Annotated in this window: 20 protein-coding genes; 13 read left to right on the top strand and 7 right to left on the bottom strand. The window is 61.1% G+C overall.

Translation table 11 applies throughout. The features are described 5' to 3' along the window. Positions 1–17 precede the first annotated feature (17 nt). Entirely contained in the window at positions 18–833 is an 816-nt protein-coding gene (locus tag ACIO0C_RS24085; RefSeq protein ID WP_401315733.1) for a rhodanese-like domain-containing protein, read from the bottom strand. Between the two features lie 42 nt (positions 834–875). Then, on the bottom strand, positions 876–2,414 hold the full coding sequence (locus tag ACIO0C_RS24080) for an HDOD domain-containing protein (RefSeq protein WP_401315731.1): 1,539 nt from the start codon (positions 2,412–2,414) through the stop codon (positions 876–878). Positions 2,415–2,580: 166 nt separating this feature from the next. Here ACIO0C_RS24080 and motA point away from each other — a divergent pair, with 166 nt between their 5' ends. Both motA and motB read left to right on the top strand, forming a co-directional pair. Then, positions 2,581–3,432, top strand: coding sequence for a flagellar motor stator protein MotA (motA, locus tag ACIO0C_RS24075; RefSeq protein WP_008063575.1), 852 nt, complete (start codon positions 2,581–2,583; stop codon positions 3,430–3,432). A gap of 3 nt (positions 3,433–3,435) precedes the next feature. Further along, on the top strand, positions 3,436–4,464 hold the full coding sequence (motB, locus tag ACIO0C_RS24070) for a flagellar motor protein MotB (RefSeq protein ID WP_401315730.1): 1,029 nt from the start codon (positions 3,436–3,438) through the stop codon (positions 4,462–4,464). 51 nt (positions 4,465–4,515) lie between these two features. Here motB and ACIO0C_RS24065 read toward each other — a convergent pair whose 3' ends face one another. From ACIO0C_RS24065 to rsgA, 4 genes are all read right to left on the bottom strand, one after another. Continuing rightward, the gene (locus ACIO0C_RS24065; protein ID WP_401315728.1) at positions 4,516–5,007 is read right to left on the bottom strand and encodes a toll/interleukin-1 receptor domain-containing protein; all 492 of its coding nucleotides are present in this window, start codon (positions 5,005–5,007) and stop codon (positions 4,516–4,518) included. Beyond that, positions 5,007–5,966 (bottom strand): caspase domain-containing protein, encoded by a 960-nt coding sequence (locus ACIO0C_RS24060; protein WP_401315726.1) that lies wholly within the window; start codon positions 5,964–5,966, stop codon positions 5,007–5,009. Before ACIO0C_RS24060 ends, ACIO0C_RS24065 begins: the two co-directional genes overlap by 1 nt. 2 nt (positions 5,967–5,968) lie before the next feature. Further along, positions 5,969–6,376, bottom strand: coding sequence for a TIR domain-containing protein (locus tag ACIO0C_RS24055; RefSeq protein ID WP_401315725.1), 408 nt, complete (start codon positions 6,374–6,376; stop codon positions 5,969–5,971). A 199-nt stretch (positions 6,377–6,575) separates the two neighbouring features. Then, complete coding sequence (gene rsgA / locus ACIO0C_RS24050) at positions 6,576–7,607, bottom strand: small ribosomal subunit biogenesis GTPase RsgA (protein WP_401315724.1); 1,032 nt, start codon at positions 7,605–7,607, stop codon at positions 6,576–6,578. 107 nt (positions 7,608–7,714) lie between these two features. On the opposite strand from rsgA, the gene orn reads away from it, so the two are divergent. Together orn and ACIO0C_RS24040 are read left to right on the top strand one after the other, a co-directional pair. Further along, the gene (gene orn, locus ACIO0C_RS24045; RefSeq protein WP_008064123.1) at positions 7,715–8,257 is read left to right on the top strand and encodes an oligoribonuclease; all 543 of its coding nucleotides are present in this window, start codon (positions 7,715–7,717) and stop codon (positions 8,255–8,257) included. An 89-nt stretch (positions 8,258–8,346) separates the two neighbouring features. Continuing rightward, on the top strand, positions 8,347–8,958 hold the full coding sequence (locus ACIO0C_RS24040) for a trimeric intracellular cation channel family protein (RefSeq protein WP_008064122.1): 612 nt from the start codon (positions 8,347–8,349) through the stop codon (positions 8,956–8,958). On the opposite strand, the gene queG is transcribed toward ACIO0C_RS24040, so the two are convergent. Next, a complete protein-coding gene (queG, locus tag ACIO0C_RS24035; RefSeq protein WP_401315722.1) occupies positions 8,940–10,019 on the bottom strand; it encodes a tRNA epoxyqueuosine(34) reductase QueG in 1,080 nt (359 codons plus the stop codon). The two genes, ACIO0C_RS24040 and queG, sit on opposite strands and share 19 nt — an antisense overlap. A gap of 63 nt (positions 10,020–10,082) precedes the next feature. Here queG and ACIO0C_RS24030 point away from each other — a divergent pair, with 63 nt between their 5' ends. The 9 genes from ACIO0C_RS24030 (at position 10,083) to hflC (ending at position 20,156) form a co-directional block, all read left to right on the top strand. Further along, the gene (locus ACIO0C_RS24030; RefSeq protein WP_401315720.1) at positions 10,083–11,582 is read left to right on the top strand and encodes an NAD(P)H-hydrate dehydratase; all 1,500 of its coding nucleotides are present in this window, start codon (positions 10,083–10,085) and stop codon (positions 11,580–11,582) included. Beyond that, positions 11,570–12,040, top strand: a complete 471-nt coding sequence (gene tsaE, locus ACIO0C_RS24025; protein WP_401315718.1) for a tRNA (adenosine(37)-N6)-threonylcarbamoyltransferase complex ATPase subunit type 1 TsaE — start codon at positions 11,570–11,572, stop codon at positions 12,038–12,040. Before ACIO0C_RS24030 ends, tsaE begins: the two co-directional genes overlap by 13 nt. Then, the gene (locus ACIO0C_RS24020; RefSeq protein WP_401315716.1) at positions 12,041–13,471 is read left to right on the top strand and encodes an N-acetylmuramoyl-L-alanine amidase; all 1,431 of its coding nucleotides are present in this window, start codon (positions 12,041–12,043) and stop codon (positions 13,469–13,471) included. It abuts the gene before it with no gap. After that, positions 13,468–15,378: a DNA mismatch repair endonuclease MutL gene (mutL, locus tag ACIO0C_RS24015; RefSeq protein WP_401315714.1), complete on the top strand. Its 1,911-nt coding sequence runs from the start codon at positions 13,468–13,470 to the stop codon at positions 15,376–15,378. Before ACIO0C_RS24020 ends, mutL begins: the two co-directional genes overlap by 4 nt. Further along, a complete protein-coding gene (miaA, locus tag ACIO0C_RS24010; protein ID WP_401315712.1) occupies positions 15,378–16,349 on the top strand; it encodes a tRNA (adenosine(37)-N6)-dimethylallyltransferase MiaA in 972 nt (323 codons plus the stop codon). Before mutL ends, miaA begins: the two co-directional genes overlap by 1 nt. Before the next feature lie 94 nt (positions 16,350–16,443). Further along, positions 16,444–16,704 (top strand): RNA chaperone Hfq, encoded by a 261-nt coding sequence (hfq, locus tag ACIO0C_RS24005; protein ID WP_007902656.1) that lies wholly within the window; start codon positions 16,444–16,446, stop codon positions 16,702–16,704. A 12-nt stretch (positions 16,705–16,716) separates the two neighbouring features. Further along, on the top strand, positions 16,717–18,018 hold the full coding sequence (gene hflX / locus ACIO0C_RS24000) for a ribosome rescue GTPase HflX (protein ID WP_008064113.1): 1,302 nt from the start codon (positions 16,717–16,719) through the stop codon (positions 18,016–18,018). Between the two features lie 96 nt (positions 18,019–18,114). Beyond that, the gene (hflK, locus tag ACIO0C_RS23995) at positions 18,115–19,287 is read left to right on the top strand and encodes an FtsH protease activity modulator HflK (RefSeq protein ID WP_401315711.1); all 1,173 of its coding nucleotides are present in this window, start codon (positions 18,115–18,117) and stop codon (positions 19,285–19,287) included. Further along, positions 19,287–20,156, top strand: coding sequence for a protease modulator HflC (gene hflC, locus ACIO0C_RS23990; RefSeq protein WP_008064109.1), 870 nt, complete (start codon positions 19,287–19,289; stop codon positions 20,154–20,156). The genes hflK and hflC overlap by 1 nt, the downstream gene beginning before the upstream one ends. Positions 20,157–20,290: the final 134 nt, after the last annotated feature.

Below are 20,290 nucleotides of genomic sequence, written 5' to 3'. Positions count from 1 at the left end.
TAACTGTCCTTAAAACCTTAAATCTCTACGGGCGTGTCGGGATGGTTACCCCATTCGCCCCAGGAGCCGGCGTAGCCCTTGACCCGCGGATAACCGAGAGCCTTGGCCACCAGATAGGTGAAGCCAGATCGATGGTGAGTCTGGCAGTGGGTAATCACTTCTTTGTCTTTGCTGATGCCGAGCTGTTCGAGGATCTGCGGCATGTCGGTACGGATGCGCAGGTTGCGCGCCTTGTCCATGCCCGCAGTCCATTCGAAATTCACCGCGCCAGGGATGTGGCCGCCCTTGGCCGCCAGGACTTTCTCGCCGGAGTACTCCAGCGGACCGCGTGCGTCCCAGATTGCCAGGTCGGCAGCGCCGAGACGACTTTGCAGGTATTCGCGGGTAGCGGTGGGTTCGTCGTGCAGGGTCAGCGCAACCGGGCCGCCAGCGGATGGCGGGATCTGGATCGACATGGGCATGCCCTCTGCCAGCCAGGCCGTCAGACCACCGTCGACGTAGTGATACTTGCTGTGCCCAATGACATCCAGCAGCCAGATGAAGCGCCCGGCCCAACCGCCGCCTTCGTCGTCATAGACGACATAGACGGCATCGGGGTTGTGCCCCAGCTCTCCAAACAAGGTTTCGAGTGCTGCCTGCGGCGGCATCAGTCCCGGGGCGGGCGCCTGACCCAGCTGCGTGCGTTTAGGATCGACAAAGCGCGCGCCGGGAATGTGTCCTTCGGCGTAGCGGGCGGGACTGGTCAAGTCCACCAGAATCAGTTCGCGGGCGTCGAGGCGAGGGAGCAAGTCGCTCGGCTCGATCACCAGCGGCAAGCCAGAGAAGTCAGACATGTGAGGTCTCCAGAGCACAAAAGGGGGGATTGTAGCGCAGCCTTATTGGCCGCGCTGGCTAAAGCTGTGTAGCGCTTTTTCGATGCATTGTGCGGTTTTGCCGAAGGCTTGCACGGTGATGTCCGAGAACGGCCGGCCACCCTGGTCTGCCACGACGATCATGATCACCCGCCCATTGTTGAGCAGCGAACGCAGCAACAGGTGTTCGCCGCTGAACTGGCTGCGCAGGTTGTTGGGCAGCAACGCGGAAAATTGCGCGTTGTTCAGGGGCGTGAGGCGGACCTGGGCCTGTTGCGAGAGCAGGCGTTGCAGTACCGGGCTTTGACTGACGGCAAAGTTCAGGCCAGCCACTTCGTCTGGCAAGCCGGCTGTCTGGTGCACGCGCAGCTGTGAGTGGGTGCGATCGGCCATCAGGATCATCACCCTGCGCATGCCACAGGCAACCAGTGCGTCGCGGGCAGTGGTAGTCAGGTGGATGGCATTGGTGAAGCGACTCGGCTCGACCAACAACTCGGCGCATTGCTTGCGCCACTTCGCCAGGTCTTCGGCGGTGGGGGCCGGGGCTGGCAGCAAACCGGCATTCACAGGGTTCGTGCCCCATGGCCAGATCAGCGCCACAGCGGGATGCCAGAGGTCGGGCATGGCGTGGTTACGCGCGCTGTTGGCGGCTTGCTGGTGCAGTTGTTGTTGCACCTGGTCCATCGGTATTTGCAAATAGAGGCTGGTCAGGTACTGCCAGCGCTCACTGTGCGGACTGTCCCAGGCCTGGTGCGCCGAGAGCGCCAGGCCGTTGGCCAACAGCACCGTGTTGGCCGGTTGATTGAGCCAGCGGCGCAGGGTCGGGTCGTCATCCAGACGGTTCTGCTGGCGTAGCGGATGCTCGCTGTCACGGGCAATGCGCAGGACTTTGACCAGTTCCCGTTGCTCGGTGAGCAGCAGTCGATACCCCTGTTGCACCCAGATTGGCAGGTGCCACAGATTTACCAGGGCCAGGCCGATTTCCAGCAGGCGAGCGCCAAACAGTTGCTTTTCGACGGTGCGCGCCGATTCGCCTTTATGAATGACCCGCAGCTCCCAGTCTTCGAGCAGGTGCGGATGGGTCAGGGCCAGGGGCCACAGCGGCGATAGAAACAGCAGGCTGCCCCAGTGGATGTCCTGCCACAGGCGGGCCAGGCGGCTGGCAAAAAAACCGTTGGCCTGTTGGCTGGCGTGTTGGCTGATCAGCTGCAACTGGCGCAGGGCTTTCGGAATCTCACCCTGGGGCACGGCGGGCAGTCGCGCGAGCAACTCCTCGGTGCGCTTCAAGCCGAGACGGTTGATGGCGACCTCAAGATTTTCCGCCGGCTCGGTCATGCCGCCATGGCTGTACCGGTTGGCCTCGCGAATCACGCTCAAGGCCAGGGCCGGACTGTCCTGCATCAAGTCGGCGATCTTGCGCACAGAGCTGCGGCTATCGCGCATGGCCCGGCAGACACGGTCATGACTGGCCTGTGGAACCGGCAGGCGCACGCCGTCGAGAAGCTTGGTCCAGCCTTCGAGGGTGGTCGGTGCGGGTGTCGGGGCGTTTGTTTGTTTAGCCATGTCTGTAGGCGATCATCGTCAACAATACCTGTGCCCCGAGGGGGTCAAATTAGCTTTTCGCCTGAACTGGCTATAGTCTGGCGCAGTTTTGCCGATAAGTAGAAGAAGAGATTTTTTAACTTCCGAATATGACCTTGAACCCGACTCAGTAAGTGCTCTCCTACCTATGGCTAAAATTATCGGCATCATCGTCGTATTCGCGAGCGTGCTCGGCGGATACGTGCTCTCCCATGGCAAGATTGCCGCCCTGATCCAGCCTTTCGAGGTCATGATCATCGGTGGTGCGGCCCTCGGTGCATTCCTGCAGGCCAACCCCGGCTACATGACCATGCACGTGCTCAAGAAGTCCCTGAGCATGTTCGGTTCGCGTTTCAGCCATGCCTTCTATCTTGAAGTGCTGGGCCTGATCTACGAGATTCTCAACAAGAGCCGCCGCGAAGGCATGATGGCCATCGAAGCGGATATCGAAGATGCCGCGGCGAGCCCGATCTTCGCCAAGTACCCGACGGTCCTCAAGGATGAGCGCATGACCGCGTTCATCTGTGATTACCTGCGCATCATGTCCTCCGGCAACATGGCGCCCCATGAGCTGGAGGGCCTGTTCGACATGGAGCTCTACAGCCTCAAGGAAGACCTGGAGCACCCGTCCCACGCGGTGAACGGTATCGCCGACGCCATGCCCGGTTTCGGTATCGTCGCGGCGGTCCTGGGTATCGTGGTGACCATGGCCTCGCTGGGTGAAGGCGACCAGAAGTCCATCGGCCTGCACGTCGGTGCGGCACTGGTGGGTACCTTCTTCGGTATTCTCGCGGCCTATGGCTTCTTCGGCCCGCTGGCGCATTCCCTGGCCCACGATGCCAAGGAAGAACTGAACGTCTACGAAGCCATCAAGGCCTCGCTGGTGGCTTCCGCTTCCGGCATGCCGCCATCGCTGGCCGTGGAGTTCGGGCGCAAGGTCCTGTACCCGGCACACCGTCCTAGCTTCGCCGAGCTGGAACAAGCGGTTCGCGGTCGTTAAGCCATGGAGAACAATCAGCCGATAATCATCAAGCGCGTCAAGCGCATCGCCGGCGGGCATCACGGGGGCGCCTGGAAAATCGCCTTCGCCGACTTCGCCACGGCGATGATGGCGTTCTTCCTGGTATTGTGGCTGCTGTCCACCGCCACCCCGGAACAGAAGATCGCCATCGCCGGCTACTTCAAGGACCCGATCGGCTTCTCCGAAAGTGGCACGCCGTACATCATCGATCTGGGCGGCACGCCGACCATGGCGCCGGAAAACACCCTCAACCCCGAGATGAAGACCCAGCCGCAGCCGGACAAGGTGACGGTCGACGTCGAACAGGTCGAAGGCATGGCCGAGATGGTGGAGAAGGAGCGCCTGGAACTGCTGCTGCAAGAGCTGCAGAACAAGGTCGAAGAGAACCCGCAACTGCAGAAATTCAAAGACCAGATCTTGTTCGAGATCACCCCGGACGGTTTGCGTATCCAGATCGTGGACGCCGAGAACCGGCCGATGTTCGACTCGGGCTCGGCGCGCCTGAAACCCTATTTTGAAGACATCCTGCTGGCCATGGCCGACACCATCAAGGCCGTGCCGAACAAGATCAGCATCAGCGGCCATACCGATGCCAAGCCTTACAGCGGCACCGGTGAATTCGGGAACTGGGAGCTTTCGGCCAACCGTGCCAACGCCGCGCGCCGTGCGTTGGTGGCGGGCAGCTATCCCGATTCGCAGGTGGCGCGCGTTGTCGGTTATGCCTCGTCGGCCCTGTTCGATCGCGAGCATCCGTTCAACCCGGTCAACCGTCGTATCGACATCGTGGTGCTGACCAAGAAGGCCCAGCGTGCCATCGAAGGATCGCAAGGCGCAGAGCCTGCTCCGGATGCACCGCAAGGTTCCGCCACTCCGGGAGCAACACCGACTGCACCGGTCGACCCGAACGCGTTACCGGCGGACAAGCAGCCGCTGCCGGCCCACGAACTGCGTGAGCGCTTGAACCTGTTCGATGACCCGGCACCGAAGCCGGGTGAGCCGGCCAAGCAGTGACCTGCGAAAAAGCCGACGGTGATGTCGGCTTTTTTGTGGGTGTTTTTTGCATTAAAAGCCGCGGGTTATTCGGGTCTTGAGATCGGCGTGGAAGCGTTCAGCATTGGATTTGTTGACGCTGCGCACCGACTCGCTGCCCGTAACCGATTCCAGTGACATCGAACGCTTGACCGTCAATTCGTTGCGATAAGCATCAATGAAGAACTCGATATCCCTTTCGCTGGTCAGCTTCGGCCATTTGTCCAGGTACAGCGGCAGCTCTGTCGGGCCGGTCTTGAACGAGCAGATACGCCGATTGGTGATGGTCGCCTCGCCGATTTCGAACGGCACCCACCAGGACAGCGCGGTTTTCTCCGACACCACGGCCAGCAGGTGCGTGCATTCGCTGATGTTGCGGGTGATCACTCCGGTGATGTCGTCGGTGGTCTGGGATTCGGCATCCAGTACGTCGAGGTAGGTCTTGATATTGGCCTGTATCAGGCGCGTGTTGATGTGGATCGCGTAGGCGCGGTCCATGTGGCGGTAGCTGATAAACACTGGCATCAGAAATGTCCCTTGATCGCGAGTTCGCGGTAATAGGCGCCGAGGGCGGTGAGGCGACAGCCCGTGGAGTGGATGGCGGCGTAGTACATGTGCTCGGCGTCCACCGGTTCGACCAGGCTGTGGCGGTTGCACTTTTGCAGCTGGGCGAAGACCTCGCCCTGTTCCGGGTTGAACTCCGGTTCGGTGGGCTCAAAGCTGGGGGCGAGGGGGTACGTTGACTCCGCTTCGGCAAACCATTCGGGGAGTTTGCGCAGGATTTCCTTGGGTATCAGTGGTGACACTTCGCGCAGGGAAATGAACTGCGAGACGTTGGTCTTGAACACCGGACGCTGCTCCCAGGCATCGAGGGCGTTGTCGACAAACGCATACAGGCTGCCGGGTGTGATTTTGCCCAGGATGTTCGCCGCTCCGCCGTGCAGGGCCTGGAGCAACAATCCGGTGAACACACCGTGCTGTGCGCCCTCCATCGCCGGTTCTTCCTTTTTGCAGGCGGTCAGAATGGTCATGCCTTCGCCGACCACGCTGCCCTCGCTGCGCAATGCACGCAGTTTGCCGGCCGAGCCGCTCTGGCAGCAATCGAGAATGATCACTTTGTTTTTGATCTTCGTGGCCTTGCTGGCCCAGTTCAGAATGTCGCTGAGGCGAATCCCGTCCTTGGCGCTCTTGTAATCCTGTGGGATCAACATGCCTTCGTCGGTGTCGGTGTCGAAGCTGCCATGGCCGGCGAAATACAGCAGGGCGACATTGCAGTCCCCGGAAAACAGCTCGCGGATCTGGTCTTCGAGTTTTCCCCGGCCCAGGTAGTCCTCGGCGGAGGTCAGCACGATGTTCTTGAAGTTCGGATCGCCGTTGGCGTCGGTCTTCAGCACCGAGGCCATGGCCATGGCGTCATTGCTGCAACCGCTCAGGCGCGACACATGGGTGTAGTCGTTGATGCCGATAAACAGTCCCTTGCGCATGGTTACACCGCCGTATGCTGGCGAATCGCGTTGATGATGCTGTTGGTGTCCCACGCGCATTCGGCATGTGCCGCGTCACGGACTACCGTGGAAATGCGCTCGGCACCGAACGGCTTGATCGCAATGATCACCTTGCCCATGCGCTTGGCGATCTCGATTTCCTTGTTGATCCACTTGCTGTAGGTGGAATACATCCCGGCCATGATCAATACCGCCGAACACGGGCGGATCTTGTTTTCGATGGCCTCCTCGAGTTGTTTGTCGGTTTTCGCGCCGACAATCGGGTTGTCCGGTGGCACTGAAAAATTCTTGAACGTGAAACCCGGCTTGGCGTTGAGCAGGCGCACGAGACTGTCGTGGGCGTCGGAGTAGTTCCACGAGTGGCTGATGAACAGATGGTAGGTTTGCATGGGTGTCCCTCGGTGTCGCAGGAGTGCGAAGAGGGCTTGAAGTTAGGCGATTGAAGGGCGGCCACAAGGGGGCGGCGCGGAAAGAGAAATGCCCTACAAGCGAGGGTGTGCAAGTCTTACAGAAAGGTCTGATGTTTAAGTGGAGGCGGGATCCAGCCACCGACCACCCCGCTGAAGCCAGGGCGGTCGGCACGTCTGTTTAGTAGCCGTTTTCCGGTAGGCTGGCGATAATCGAGCGGTAGCTATTCATCCGTTGTTGTTGCACGCGGCCATCTTCCAGGGCCTTGAGCAGGGCGCAACCAGGTTCGCGGTCGTGCTTGCAGTCGCGGAAGCGGCAGGTGCCAAGCAGGTCGTTGAACTCGATGAAACCGGCCTCGACATCGGCACGGCTGACGTGGCCCAGGCCGAATTCGCGGATACCTGGGGAGTCGATCAGCTCGCCACCGCCGGGGAAGTGGAACAGGCGCGCGGTGGTCGTGGTATGGGTGCCCTGGCCGGACAACTCGGACAACGGGCCGACGCGGGTTTCGACTTCCGGCAGCAGGCTGTTGACCAGCGACGACTTGCCGACACCGGATTGGCCGACGAATACGCTGATGCGCCCGTCCAAGAGTTTTTGAAGCTGTTCCATGCCGTTACCGTGGTGGGCCGACACTTCGAGCACGGGATAACCCAGGGTGCGGTAGACCGCGAGCAAGGCATTCAGCGCCGGGGCGTTGTGCTCGTCGATCAGGTCGAACTTGTTCAGCAACAGCAGCGGCTTGATGCCCGCGTGTTCGGCGGCTACGAGGTAGCGGTCGATCAGGTTGGCATGTGGCTCAGGCAGTGGCGCGAACACGATGACAATCATGTCGACGTTCGCCGCAACCGGTTTGAGCTGGCCACGGCTGTCCGGGCGGCAGAGTTCGGTATTGCGTGGCAACTGCGCCACGATGACGCCGATACCCTGGTTGCCGGCACGCCAGACCACCTGGTCGCCGGTCACCAGCGCAGGCAGGTTCGCCCGAAGGTGGCAGCGGAACACCTGGCCGGCCAGTTCGCCATCGCGGGCCTCGACTTCGACCTGCACACCGAAGTGCGCGATCACCAGGCCGTGCTGTTCCGGGCCCAGGTCGCCGCCCTCAAGTGCCTCGACAGCCGAGGACTCGCGTTTGGCGGCGCGGGCAGCGCGTTCGCCCTGAATCTTTTCGATGCGCCAGTTTTGACGACGATTGAGTTGGCGTTTGGCCATGGGTGTTCCGTAGTAATAATGCAGCGATTAGGTAAAACGGCCGCGAGTTTAGCACGCCCTGCCACCGGCCTAGGCTAAACTGCGCAGCATTGCCTAGGAGCCGACACATGCAAAACCCGCAGAACCTGATCTGGATCGACCTGGAAATGACCGGTCTGAACCCGGATACCGATGTCATCATCGAAATGGCCACCATTGTCACCGACAGCGACCTGAACACCCTGGCCGAAGGTCCGGTGATCGCCATTCACCACAGCGACGAAATCCTCGCCGGCATGGACGAGTGGAACACCCGTCAACATGGCGGTTCGGGCCTGACCCAGCGCGTGCGCGAGAGCCGCATCAGCATGGCCGAAGCTGAAGCACAAACCATCGCCTTCCTGGAGAAGTGGGTGCCCAAGGGCAAGTCGCCGATCTGCGGCAACAGCATTTGCCAGGATCGTCGCTTCCTTTATACGCACATGAAATCCCTGGAAAGCTATTTCCACTACCGCAACCTTGACGTTTCGACCCTCAAGGAACTGGCCGCTCGCTGGGCGCCGGACGTTCGCGACAGCTTCAAGAAGGGCAGCACCCACCTGGCGCTGGACGACATCCGTGAGTCGATCGCCGAGCTGCAGCACTATCGCCAGCATTTCATCAAGGTCTGATCGGGTGGCATAAACGCTGACACCTTTGCCCCCTTTTGGTGCTTCAGCGAAGTGCGTAGACTGCGCGCCTTTTCGCAAGGATCGCCACCATGTTGCTGATGCTTTACCTGATCGCCATCACCGCCGAGGCCATGACCGGTGCCCTGTCCGCCGGGCGTCGCGGCATGGACTGGTTCGGCGTGGTGCTGATCGCGTGCGTCACGGCGCTGGGCGGCGGTTCGGTGCGTGACGTGCTGCTCGGCCACTACCCGCTGACCTGGGTGAAACACCCGGAATACCTGGTGCTGACCACCATTGCCGCAATGATCACGGTGTTCACCGCACGCTGGATGCGCCATCTGCGTTCATTGTTTCTTGTGCTCGACGCCGTCGGCCTGGTGGCATTTACGCTGATCGGCTGCATGACCGCCCTGGAAATGGGGCATGGCATGTTGGTCGCATCGGTCAGCGGTGTGATCACCGGGGTTTTTGGTGGCATCCTGCGGGACATCTTCTGCAACGATATTCCGTTGATCTTCCGGCGCGAGTTGTACGCCAGCGTTTCCTTCGCGGCGGCGTGGTGCTACATGCTCTGTCTGTACCTGAATTTGCCGGGGGAGCAGGCGATCCTGATCACGCTGTTCGGCGGTTTCCTGCTACGCCTGCTGGCGATCCGCTTCCATTGGGAAATGCCCAAGTTCGTCTACAACGACGAGGCCTGACGTTCGGCGTGCTGCTGCAACGCCCACTCGACATGCTCGCGCACCAATTCGGACGGATGTTCGCGTCGTGCCTTCAGCGCTTCCAGTACCGGAATCGTTGAAGGCGCATTTCCCAGGCCCACCGCCAGGTTGCGCAGCCAGTTTTCGTAACCGGTTCGGCGCAAGGGCGAACCTTCGGTGCTGCTCAGGAATTTATCCTCGTCCCACATGAACAGCTCGGCCAGTTCGGCGTTGTCCAGGTTGTGGCGTGGCTTGAAGTCGCTTTCGCCGGACGGGCGGGCGAAGCGGTTCCACGGGCAGACGATCTGGCAGTCATCGCAACCGAACACCCGATTGCCAATCAGCGGTCGCAGCTCTTCGGGGATGGCGCCCTTGAGTTCGATGGTCAAATAGGAAATACAGCGCCGGGCGTCCAGCACATAGGGGCCGACGAAGGCATTGGTCGGGCAGATGTCGAGGCAGGCGCTGCAGCGGCCGCAGTGTTCGGTGGCATGGGGTGGGTCCACTGGCAGCGGCAGGTCGACGAACAGTTCGGCGAGGAAGAAATAACTGCCGGCCTTGCGATTCAGGACCAGGGTGTTTTTGCCGATCCAGCCCAGGCCCGCTTTTTCGGCGATGGCTTTTTCCAGCACGGGAGCGCTGTCGACGAACGCGCGATAGCCAAACGGGCCAATCTGGGCCTGAATTTTTTCCGCCAGATGTTGCACGCGTTTACGGATCAATTTGTGGTAGTCGCGGCCCAAGGCATAACGCGAGACGTAGGCTTTTTCAGGTTGGGCGAGCAATTGCGCCATTCTGGTATCGCCCGACAGGTAGTCCATGCGCAGCGACACCACGCGCAAGGTGCCCGGCACCAGTTCTTCGGGGTGCGAGCGTTTGCTGCCGTGGGCGCCCATGTAGTCCATTTCGCCGTGGTAGCCAGCGGCGAGCCAGCGTTCCAGGTGCTGTTCATGCTCGGCAAGGTCCAGGCCGCTGATGCCGACTTGTTGAAAGCCCAGCTCGCGGCCCCAGTCCTTGATGGATTGGGCGAGGGCAGGCAGGTCTTTGGTAATAGCGGGCATGAGGCGAGAGAAACCGGAGCTGAGGTGCGTATAATTCTGCCAGACATCGGAGCCCGTAGACGCATGCCGCACACTAAAGATGATTTACCCGACGCGCTGTACTGCGCTGCGCAGGTCCGAGGGCTCGATGCGAGCCTGATCGCGGCCGGTACGCCGGGCTTCGAATTGATGCAGCGTGCCGCACGGGCCACTTGGCGAGCGCTGGTCCGACATTGGCCAGCGGCGAATGAATTGACCGTGGTCACAGGTCACGGCAATAACGCCGGTGACGGTTACCTGGTCGCCGTGCTGGCCAAGCGCGGCGGGTGGACGGTAAGGGTACTGGCGGCGGGCGATTCCCGACAGCTGCGCGGTGACGCGGCGTCGGCCCATGCCGAAGCGGTGGCCGAAAACGTTGCGATCGAAGCGTGGAACGCACAATCGGACTACCGTGGCATTGTCCTGGACGCCCTGCTCGGTACCGGCCTGACCGGTGAGGTGCGCGAACCGTACGCCAGTGTCATCGCCGCGATCAACGCCAGCGGCCTTGCGGTGGTGGCGGTGGACATCCCCTCCGGGCTCTGCGCCGATACTGGTCGCATCCTCGGTTGTGCCGTGCGAGCCGATCTGACGGTGACCTTTATCGGCTTGAAGCTGGGATTGTTCACCGGCGACGCGGCCAATGTGGTGGGTGAGCGGGTGTTTAATGACCTGCACGCCGATCCACGCTTGCTCGAGGGGGCGCCGATTACCGCCCGACGCCTGACGGCCGGCAACCTGCCGCGGCTGGCCGCCCGCAAGGGCGCTTCCCATAAGGGTCAGTTCGGCCACGTATTGCTGATCGGTGGCGATCGCGGGCTGGGCGGAGCGATCCTGTTGAGCGCGCAAAGTGCATTGCGCAGCGGCGCGGGCATGGTGTCGCTGGCGACTCGGCCCGAGCATGTGCCTGCTGCCCTGGCCCGGATCCCCGAGGCGATGGCGTTGGGCGCTGCGTCGGCCAACCAGTTGATGGATTTGCTTCAAAAGGTGTCCGTACTGGTGGTCGGCCCTGGACTGGGGCAGGGTGCCTGGGGGCGCAGCCTGTTGTCGGCCGCCGCCAACGCACCCCTGCCGCAAGTCTGGGACGCCGATGCGTTGAATCTGCTGGCCGAAGGCCGGGTGAACTTGCCCGAAGGGTGTGTGATCACGCCGCATCCGGGGGAAGCCGCGCGGTTGCTGGGGCTCAGTACAGCCCAGGTTCAGGCGGATCGCCCTGCGGCGGCCCATGCGTTGAGCAAAAAATACACAGCAGTGGTAGTGCTCAAGGGCGCTGGCAGTTTGATCGCCTGTCCTGATGGACGGCTTGCCCTGTGTCATCAGGGCCATCCGGCAATGGCTGCCGCCGGGCTGGGTGACGTGCTGGCCGGCCTGGTCGGTGCGCTGCTGGCACAGGGCATGGCGGCGTTCGACGCGGCGTGCCTGGCGGTCTGGTTGCACGCCAATGCCGGTGAACACCAAGGTAAATTCGGCCGCGGGCTGGCGGCCAGTGATCTGATACCAGCCATTCGTCAGTTGTTGGAGGAGCAAGCACCGTGTCTGAAGTAACCCTGTACCTGGCCGATGAGCAGGCCATGAGCGACTTTGGCGCACGTATCGCCCGTATCACCGAGGGGCATGGCCTGATCTTCCTTGAAGGTAATCTCGGCATGGGGAAAACCACCTTGTCCCGGGGTATCATCCGTGGCCTGGGGCATGTGGGGGCGGTCAAAAGCCCGACCTTCACCCTGGTCGAGCCCTATGAGGTCGGCGACGTTCGCGCCTTCCATTTCGACCTGTATCGCCTGGTCGATCCGGAGGAGCTGGAGTTTCTCGGCATCCGCGACTATTTCGAGGACGACGCTCTGTGCCTGATCGAGTGGCCCGATAAAGGTGCAGGCTTTTTGCCAAAGCCCGACCTGACCATTACCATTAGCCCGCAAGGCAGCGGGCGTTCGCTGAAAATTTTACCCAGAGGCTCGCGTGGCGAGACCTGGTGTGCCGCTTTGGCATTGGAATCCAAATAAATGATGGGGTTAGGTATGCGCTTTCGCGCGTTGGTTGCTGCCGTAGGGGTGTTGTTTCTGGCGGTGACCGTCGACGCTGTGGCCGAGACGAAGGTCAACAGCGTTCGCCTGTGGCGGGCTCCGGATAACACGCGGCTGGTGTTTGACCTGACCGGCCCCGTGCAGCACAGCGTCTTCACGCTGACGGCACCGGATCGCCTGGTCATCGATATCAATGGCGCGAGCCTCGGTGCGCCGTTGAACGTCAATTCGTCCAACACCCCGATCACCGCGATGCGCTCGGCACAACGTACGCCGACCGACTTGCGGGTGGTCATCGACCTGAAAAAGGCGGTGACGCCAAAAAGCTTCTCCCTGGCGCCCAACGCCCAGTATGGCAATCGCCTGGTGGTCGATCTGTTCGATAACCCGGCCGATGCCGCACCGCCGCCAGTACCGACACCTTCGGTGGCCACGGTGCCGGCCGTTCCGGTCACGCCTTCCGAACCTGCGATCAAGCTGCCTCCGGCACCGGCGGGCAAACGCGACATCGTTGTGGTGATCGACGCCGGTCACGGCGGTGAAGACCCGGGCGCCTCCGGCTCCCGTGGTCAGCGCGAGAAAGACGTGGTGCTGCAGATCGCCCGCGAGACACAACGCCAGGTCAATGGCATGAAAGGCTTCCGTGCGGAACTGACCCGCACCGGCGACTACTTCATTCCACTGCGTGGCCGTACGGAAATCGCCCGCAAGAAAGGCGCCGACCTGTTCGTCTCGATTCACGCCGACGCCGCGCCTTCTACCGCGGCATTCGGTGCCTCGGTGTTCGCCCTGTCCGATCGTGGCGCCACTTCGGAGACCGCGCGCTGGCTGGCCGACAGTGAAAACCGTTCCGACCTGATCGGTGGTGCCGGCAACGTCAGCCTCGACGACAAGGACCGCATGCTGGCTGGCGTATTGCTCGACCTGTCGATGACCGCGTCCCTGACCTCCAGCCTGAACGTCGGCCAGAAAGTGCTGAGCAACATCGGCCGGGTCACGCCCCTGCACAAGCAGCGCGTCGAGCAGGCCGGGTTCATGGTGCTGAAGTCGCCGGACATTCCGTCGATCCTGGTCGAAACCGGGTTTATCTCCAACGCCAACGAAGCCTCGAAGCTGGCTGCATCGAGCCACCAGCAGGCGCTGGCGCGATCCATCAGCAGCGGCGTGCGCCAGTTCTTCCAGCAAAATCCGCCACCGGGCACTTACATCGCCTGGCTGCGTGATTCCGGAAAAATCGCTCAAGGCCCGCGTGACCATCGGGTGAACCCGGGCGAGACGCTGGCGATGATCGCGGTGCGCTATCAGGTGTCGCCAGCGACCCTGCGCAGCGCCAACAACCTGTCGAGCGATGAACTCAAGATCGGTCAACACCTGACCATCCCGGGCACTGAACTGGCGGCCAAGGAATGAACGAGGTCGTGAACAGCAGCGCTCGCATCGAGCTGCTCAGCCCGCGGTTGGCGAACCAGATTGCCGCTGGCGAGGTGGTTGAGCGTCCGGCTTCGGTGATCAAGGAGCTGCTGGAAAACAGCCTCGATTCCGGTGCCCGGCGCATCGATGTCGATGTGGAGCAGGGCGGCGTCAAGTTGCTGCGGGTACGCGACGATGGCAGCGGCATTTCCGCCGATGACCTGCCGCTGGCCCTGGCGCGACACGCCACCAGCAAGATCCGCAACCTGGAAGATCTTGAACAGGTCATGAGCCTGGGCTTTCGCGGTGAGGCCCTGGCGTCGATCAGTTCGGTGGCGCGCCTGACCCTGACCTCGCGCACCCGCGATGCCGAGCAAGCCTGGCAAGTCGAAACCGAAGGCCGTGACATGGCGCCGCGGGTGCAGCCTGCGGCCCATCCGGTGGGTACATCGGTCGAGGTGCGCGACCTGTTTTTCAATACCCCGGCACGTCGCAAGTTTCTCAAGACCGAAAAAACCGAATTCGATCACCTGCAGGAAGTCATCAGGCGCCTGGCCCTGGCGCGGTTCGACGTGGCCTTTCATCTGCGTCATAACGGCAAGACCATCCTCAGCCTGCACGAAGCCCGCGACGATGCGGCTCGCGCCCGGCGCGTGGCGGCCATCTGCGGGCCAGGTTTCCTGGAGCAGGCGCTGCCGATCGAAATCGAACGCAATGGCCTGCATCTGTGGGGCTGGGTAGGGTTACCGACCTTCAACCGCAGCCAGGCGGATCTGCAGTATTTCTTCGTCAATGGCCGTGCCGTGCGCGACAAACTGGTGGCGCACGCCGTACGCCAGGCTTATCGCGACGTGCTGTTCAATGGTCGGCATCCGACGTTCGTGCTGTTCTTCGAGGTCGATCCGACGGGCGTCGACGTCAACGTGCACCCCACCAAGCACGAAGTGCGCTTCCGTGAAGGGCGCATGGTTCACGATTTCCTCTATGGCACCTTGCACCGTGCCTTGGGCGATGTGCGACCGGACGATCATCTGGCGGCCCCGATTGCGACAGCCGTAGTGCGGCCCACGGGCCTGGAGGCCGGTGAATTCGGCCCGCAGGGTGAAATGCGCCTGGCCGCCAATGCGCTGCTGGAGCAACCTCAGGCCCAGCCTTCGTTCAGCGCGCCGGCCGGTTCGGGTGCTGGCGCCGGATACCAGTATCAATACACTCCGCGTACACAGTCGGCTGTTCCGGCGGCAGAAGCACAGGCCGCCTATCGCGAGTTCTTCGCGCCGTTGCCCGAGGCCAATGCGGTAGCGCTGCCAGCCGGCCAGGACGACATTCCACCGCTTGGCTATGCGCTGGCGCAGCTCAAAGGCATCTACATCCTTTCGGAAAACGCCCAGGGGCTGGTGCTGGTCGACATGCATGCCGCTCACGAGCGGATCATGTACGAACGCCTGAAAGTCGCCATGGCCAGCGAAGGCTTGAGCGGGCAACCGCTGCTGGTACCGGAAACCCTGGCGCTCAGCCAGCGTGAAGCCGATTGCGCCGAAGAGCACGTCGCCTGGTTCCAGCGCCTGGGCTTCGAACTGCAACGTCTCGGCCCGGAAACCCTGGCCATTCGGCAGATACCGGCCCTGCTCAAGCAGGCTGAGGCCAATCGCCTGGTGGGTGACGTATTGGCCGACTTGATGGAATATGGCACCAGCGACCGGATTCAGGCGCACCTGAACGAACTGCTCGGCACCATGGCCTGCCACGGCGCGGTCCGGGCCAATCGGCGCCTGGCCCTGCCGGAAATGAACGGTCTGCTGCGTGACATGGAAAACACCGAGCGCAGCGGTCAATGCAACCATGGCCGACCGACCTGGACCCAATTGGGCCTGGACGATCTGGACAAACTGTTCTTGCGCGGTCGTTGATGAGCCAGTTCCCACCTGCGATTTTCCTGATGGGCCCGACCGCCGCCGGCAAGACCGACCTGGCCATCGAACTCACCAAAGTCCTGCCTTGCGAGCTGATCAGTGTCGATTCGGCGTTGGTCTACCGCGGCATGGACATCGGCACCGCCAAGCCGTCAAAAGAGCTGCTGGCAGAGTTTCCACACCGCTTGATCGATATTCTCGACCCGGCGGAGGCTTATTCGGCGGCGGATTTCCGTCGCGATGCCCTGCAAGCCATGGCCGACATCACCGCGCGGGGCAAAATTCCGCTGCTGGTGGGTGGCACAATGCTCTATTACAAGGCATTGGTCGAAGGGCTTGCGGATATGCCGGCCGCCGACCCGGCTGTCCGCGCGCAGATCGAGGAAGAGGCTGCACGCCTTGGCTGGCAGGCGTTGCACGAGCAATTGGCGGTCATCGACCCGGTATCCGCGGCACGTATTCATCCGAACGATCCGCAGCGTTTGAGTCGAGCGCTGGAAGTTTATCGTGTCAGTGGTCAGAGCATGACTGCGCTGCGCTTGCAACAATCTGCGCAAAGTACTGAAGCAGCCGCTTCGGGACGGCAACAATTGCCCTATACTGTCGCGAACTTGGCCATTGCTCCGGCGAATCGCCAGGTACTGCACGAGCGAATTAAACAAAGATTCACCTTAATGTTGGAACAGGGATTCATCGACGAGGTCCTAGCCCTGCGTAATAGAAGTGACCTGCATACCGGGTTGCCGTCTATACGTGCGGTGGGCTACCGCCAAGTCTGGGATTACCTGGATGGCAAGCTGACGTCAGCCGAGATGCAGGAGCGTGGAATCATTGCCACGCGCCAATTGGCGAAGCGCCAGTTCACCTGGCTTCGCAGTTGGGATGATTTACACTGGCTGGACAGTCTCGATTGCGACAATCTGCCGCGCGCCTTGAAATACCTTGGGACCATCTCCATATTGAGCTGAGTCCTTGCAATTGCCGTCTATCCTTGGGGGTGGGGCGGCCAAAGCCATCTGATTACCTATTTTTTTATATTGAATCCTTAAAGGAGTGCGGCACATGTCAAAAGGGCATTCGCTACAAGACCCTTACTTGAATACTTTACGTAAAGAGAAAGTTGGGGTGTCTATCTACCTGGTCAACGGGATCAAACTGCAAGGTACGATCGAGTCTTTTGACCAATTCGTTATCCTGCTGAAAAACACCGTCAGCCAAATGGTCTACAAACACGCTATCTCTACAGTAGTGCCGGTTCGTCCAATTCGTCTGCCTAGCGCAACCGAATCCGAAGCAGGTGATGCTGAGCCAGGTAACGCCTGATAGGAGTCTCCTTTGTTCTTTGAGCGCCACGGTGGTGGTGAACGGGCCATTCTCGTTCACTTGGATGGACAGGACCCTGAGGCGCGCGAAGATCCGCAGGAGTTTCAGGAGTTGGCAATTTCGGCTGGCGCCGAGACCGTCGCGTTTTTCAACGTGCCGCGTCATCGGCCATCCGCCAAATACCTGATTGGCAGCGGCAAGGTCGAAGAATTACGCGACCTGGTCAAAGCCGAGCAGGTAGATCTGGTGATTTTCAATCACACCCTCACGCCCAGTCAGGAGCGTAACCTCGAACGCGCTTTCGAGTGTCGCGTGATCGACCGCACGGGCCTGATTCTCGATATCTTCGCCCAACGCGCCCGAACCCATGAAGGCAAGCTCCAGGTTGAACTGGCCCAGCTTGAGTACATGAGCACGCGGCTGGTTCGCGGCTGGACTCACCTTGAACGGCAGAAGGGCGGTATCGGCTTGCGCGGCCCGGGTGAAACCCAGCTGGAAACCGACCGGCGACTGTTGCGGGTACGCCTGCGGCAGATCAAGGGGCGCCTGGAAAAGGTCCGCAGCCAGCGCGAGCAGTCGCGTCGTGGTCGCAAGCGGGCTGACATACCGACGGTTTCACTGGTGGGCTACACCAACGCCGGCAAATCGACACTGTTCAACTCGGTGACCGATTCTGAAGTTTTCGCCGCCGACCAACTCTTCGCCACCCTCGACCCGACCCTGCGTCGACTCGAACTTGATGACCTCGGGCCGATCGTGCTGGCCGACACCGTGGGCTTCATCCGTCACCTGCCGCACAAACTGGTCGAGGCATTTCGGGCTACGCTCGAAGAGTCGAGCAATTCCGACCTGCTGCTGCATGTGATCGACTCCCATGAACCCGAGCGCATGGCCCAGATTGAACAGGTCATGGTCGTGCTTGGAGAGATCGGGGCCCAGGACTTGCCGATCCTGGAGGTATACAACAAACTCGATTTGCTCGAGGGGGTAGAGCCGCAGATCCAGCGCGATGCCGATGGCAAGCCGCAACGGGTCTGGTTGTCGGCCAAGGACGGTACAGGTCTGGACCTGCTCAGGCAGGCCGTGGCCGAACTGCTTGGGGATGATTTGTTTGTTGGCACCTTGCGCTTGCCGAACCGATTTGCTCGACTGCGTGCGCAGTTCTTCGAACTCGGTGCGGTACAGAAGGAAGAACATGACGATGAAGGCATCAGTTTGCTGGCCGTTCGTTTGCCACGCGCCGAGTTGAATCGGCTGGTGAGCCGCGAAGGTTTGCAACCGGTGGAATTCATCGAGCAACACACTTTGCAATAAAAGCCTGAGAAAGCGGTTGTGCCGTGGTGACAGGCATTCTGTAGCATTGGTCGGCGCGCCGTGGGTGCGTCTTTGCTTTATCAGATGGAGAGCGCTATGGCTTGGAATGAGCCGGGTGGCAACTCGAATAATCAGGATCCTTGGGGTGGCAAACGTCGCAATAACGGCGACCGCAAGGGACCGCCAGATCTCGACGAGGCCTTCCGAAAGCTGCAGGAAAGCCTGAACGGGTTGTTCGGTGGTGGCAAGAAACGTGGGGATGATGGTGGTGGTTCGGGCAAGAGCGGCGGCTTCGGCGGCCTGCTGGGCATCGGCCTGGTCGTGTTGGCGGCCGTATGGCTGTACAGCGCGGTCTATGTCGTCGACGAGCAGGAGCAAGCCGTGGTGCTGCGCTTCGGCAAGTACTACGAAACCGTCGGTCCAGGCCTGAATATCTACTTCCCGCCGATCGACAAGAAGTACATGGAAAACGTCACGCGTGAGCGGGCGTACACCAAGCAGGGTCAAATGCTGACCGAAGACGAGAACATCGTCGAAGTGCCGCTGACCGTGCAGTACAAGATCAGCAACCTGCAGGACTTCGTGCTGAGCGTCGATCAGCCGGAAATCAGCCTGCAGCACGCGACCGACAGCGCCCTGCGCCATGTGGTGGGTTCCACCGCAATGGACCAGGTGTTGACCGAAGGTCGTGAATTGATGGCCAGCGAAATCAAGGAGCGCCTGCAACGCTTCATGGATACCTATCGCACCGGTATCACCGTCACCCAGGTCAACGTACAGAGCGCAGCGGCACCGCGTGAAGTGCAGGAAGCCTTCGATGACGTGATCCGCGCCCGTGAAGACGAGCAGCGTTCGCGCAACCAGGCTGAAACCTATGCCAACGGCGTCGTGCCGGAAGCCCGTGGTCAGGCCCAGCGCATCCTTGAAGATGCCAATGGCTACCGTGACGAAACCGTCTCGCGCGCCAAGGGTGAGGCCGATCGCTTCACCAAGCTGGTTGCCGAGTACCGCAAGGCACCTGAAGTCACCCGCCAGCGTCTGTACCTGGACACCATGCAGGAAGTCTTCAGTAACACCAGCAAGGTTCTCGTGACCGGCAACAAGAATGGCCAGAACAACCTGCTCTACTTGCCGCTGGACAAAATGATCGACAGTGGTCGCAGCACCAGCACTCAGGTGACCGGCGCGGCAGCCACCAGCAATGAAGCGAATGCACGTGCGGCAGCTGATCTGCAGCAACAGCAAGCACGTACCAGGGAGAGTCGCTGATGAGCAATAAATCGCTGATCGCCCTTATTGTCGGCGTCGTCGTGGCGATCGCAGCCTGGAACTGCTTCTACATCGTGGCTCAGACCGAGCGTGCGGTGTTGCTGCAGTTCGGTCGCGTGGTCCAGACCGATGTTCAGCCAGGTCTGCATGTGAAAGTGCCTTACGTTAACCAGGTGCGTAAATTTGACGCACGCCTGATGACGCTGGATGCACCGACGCAACGCTTCCTGACGCTGGAAAAGAAAGCCGTGATGGTCGATGCCTATGCCAAGTGGCGGGTGAAGGACGCCGAGCGTTTCTACACTGCGACTTCCGGTCTGAAGCAGATTGCCGACGAGCGTCTGTCCCGTCGTCTCGAATCGGGCCTGCGTGACCAGTTTGGTAAGCGCACCTTGCACGAAGTCGTGTCCGGTGAGCGTGATGCGCTGATGGCGGATATCACCGCTTCGCTGAACAAGATGGCTGAAAAGGAGCTGGGCATCGAGGTTGTCGATGTTCGGGTCAAGACCATCGACCTGCCGAAGGAAGTGAACCGCAGCGTGTTCGAGCGTATGAGCACCGAGCGTGAGCGTGAAGCTCGCGAGCACCGCGCCAAGGGTAACGAGCTGGCTGAAGGCATCCGTGCTGACGCCGATCGTCAACGTCGTGTGCTGTTGGCTGAAGCCTATCGTGAATCCGAAGAGATTCGCGGTGACGGTGACGCCCAGGCCGCTTCGATCTACTCCAAGGCCTACGGTCAGGATCAGGAGTTCTACGCGTTCTACCGTAGCCTGCGTGCCTACCGTGAAAGCTTCGCGAACAAATCCGACGTCATGGTCCTGGACCCAAGCAGTGACTTCTTCCATTACCTGGAAAAAGCCAAGCCTTGATACAGCGTTGACCTGAATCTTCCCGCCGGGCGGCTAAAACCTCTGGCGGGGTGATCCTTTGGGAAAACGTGTGTATGATGCGGCAGCCGGGAAATTCCCGGCTTTTTTGCGTCTGCATGTTTGAATGCTGTTTT

It is taken from the genome of Pseudomonas sp. NPDC087336, from assembly GCF_044744285.1.
Taxonomy (GTDB): Bacteria; Pseudomonadota; Gammaproteobacteria; order Pseudomonadales; family Pseudomonadaceae; genus Aquipseudomonas.
The sequence above is the reverse complement of the archived record's forward strand: the minus strand, read 5'-3'. Positions and strand labels throughout refer to the sequence as shown.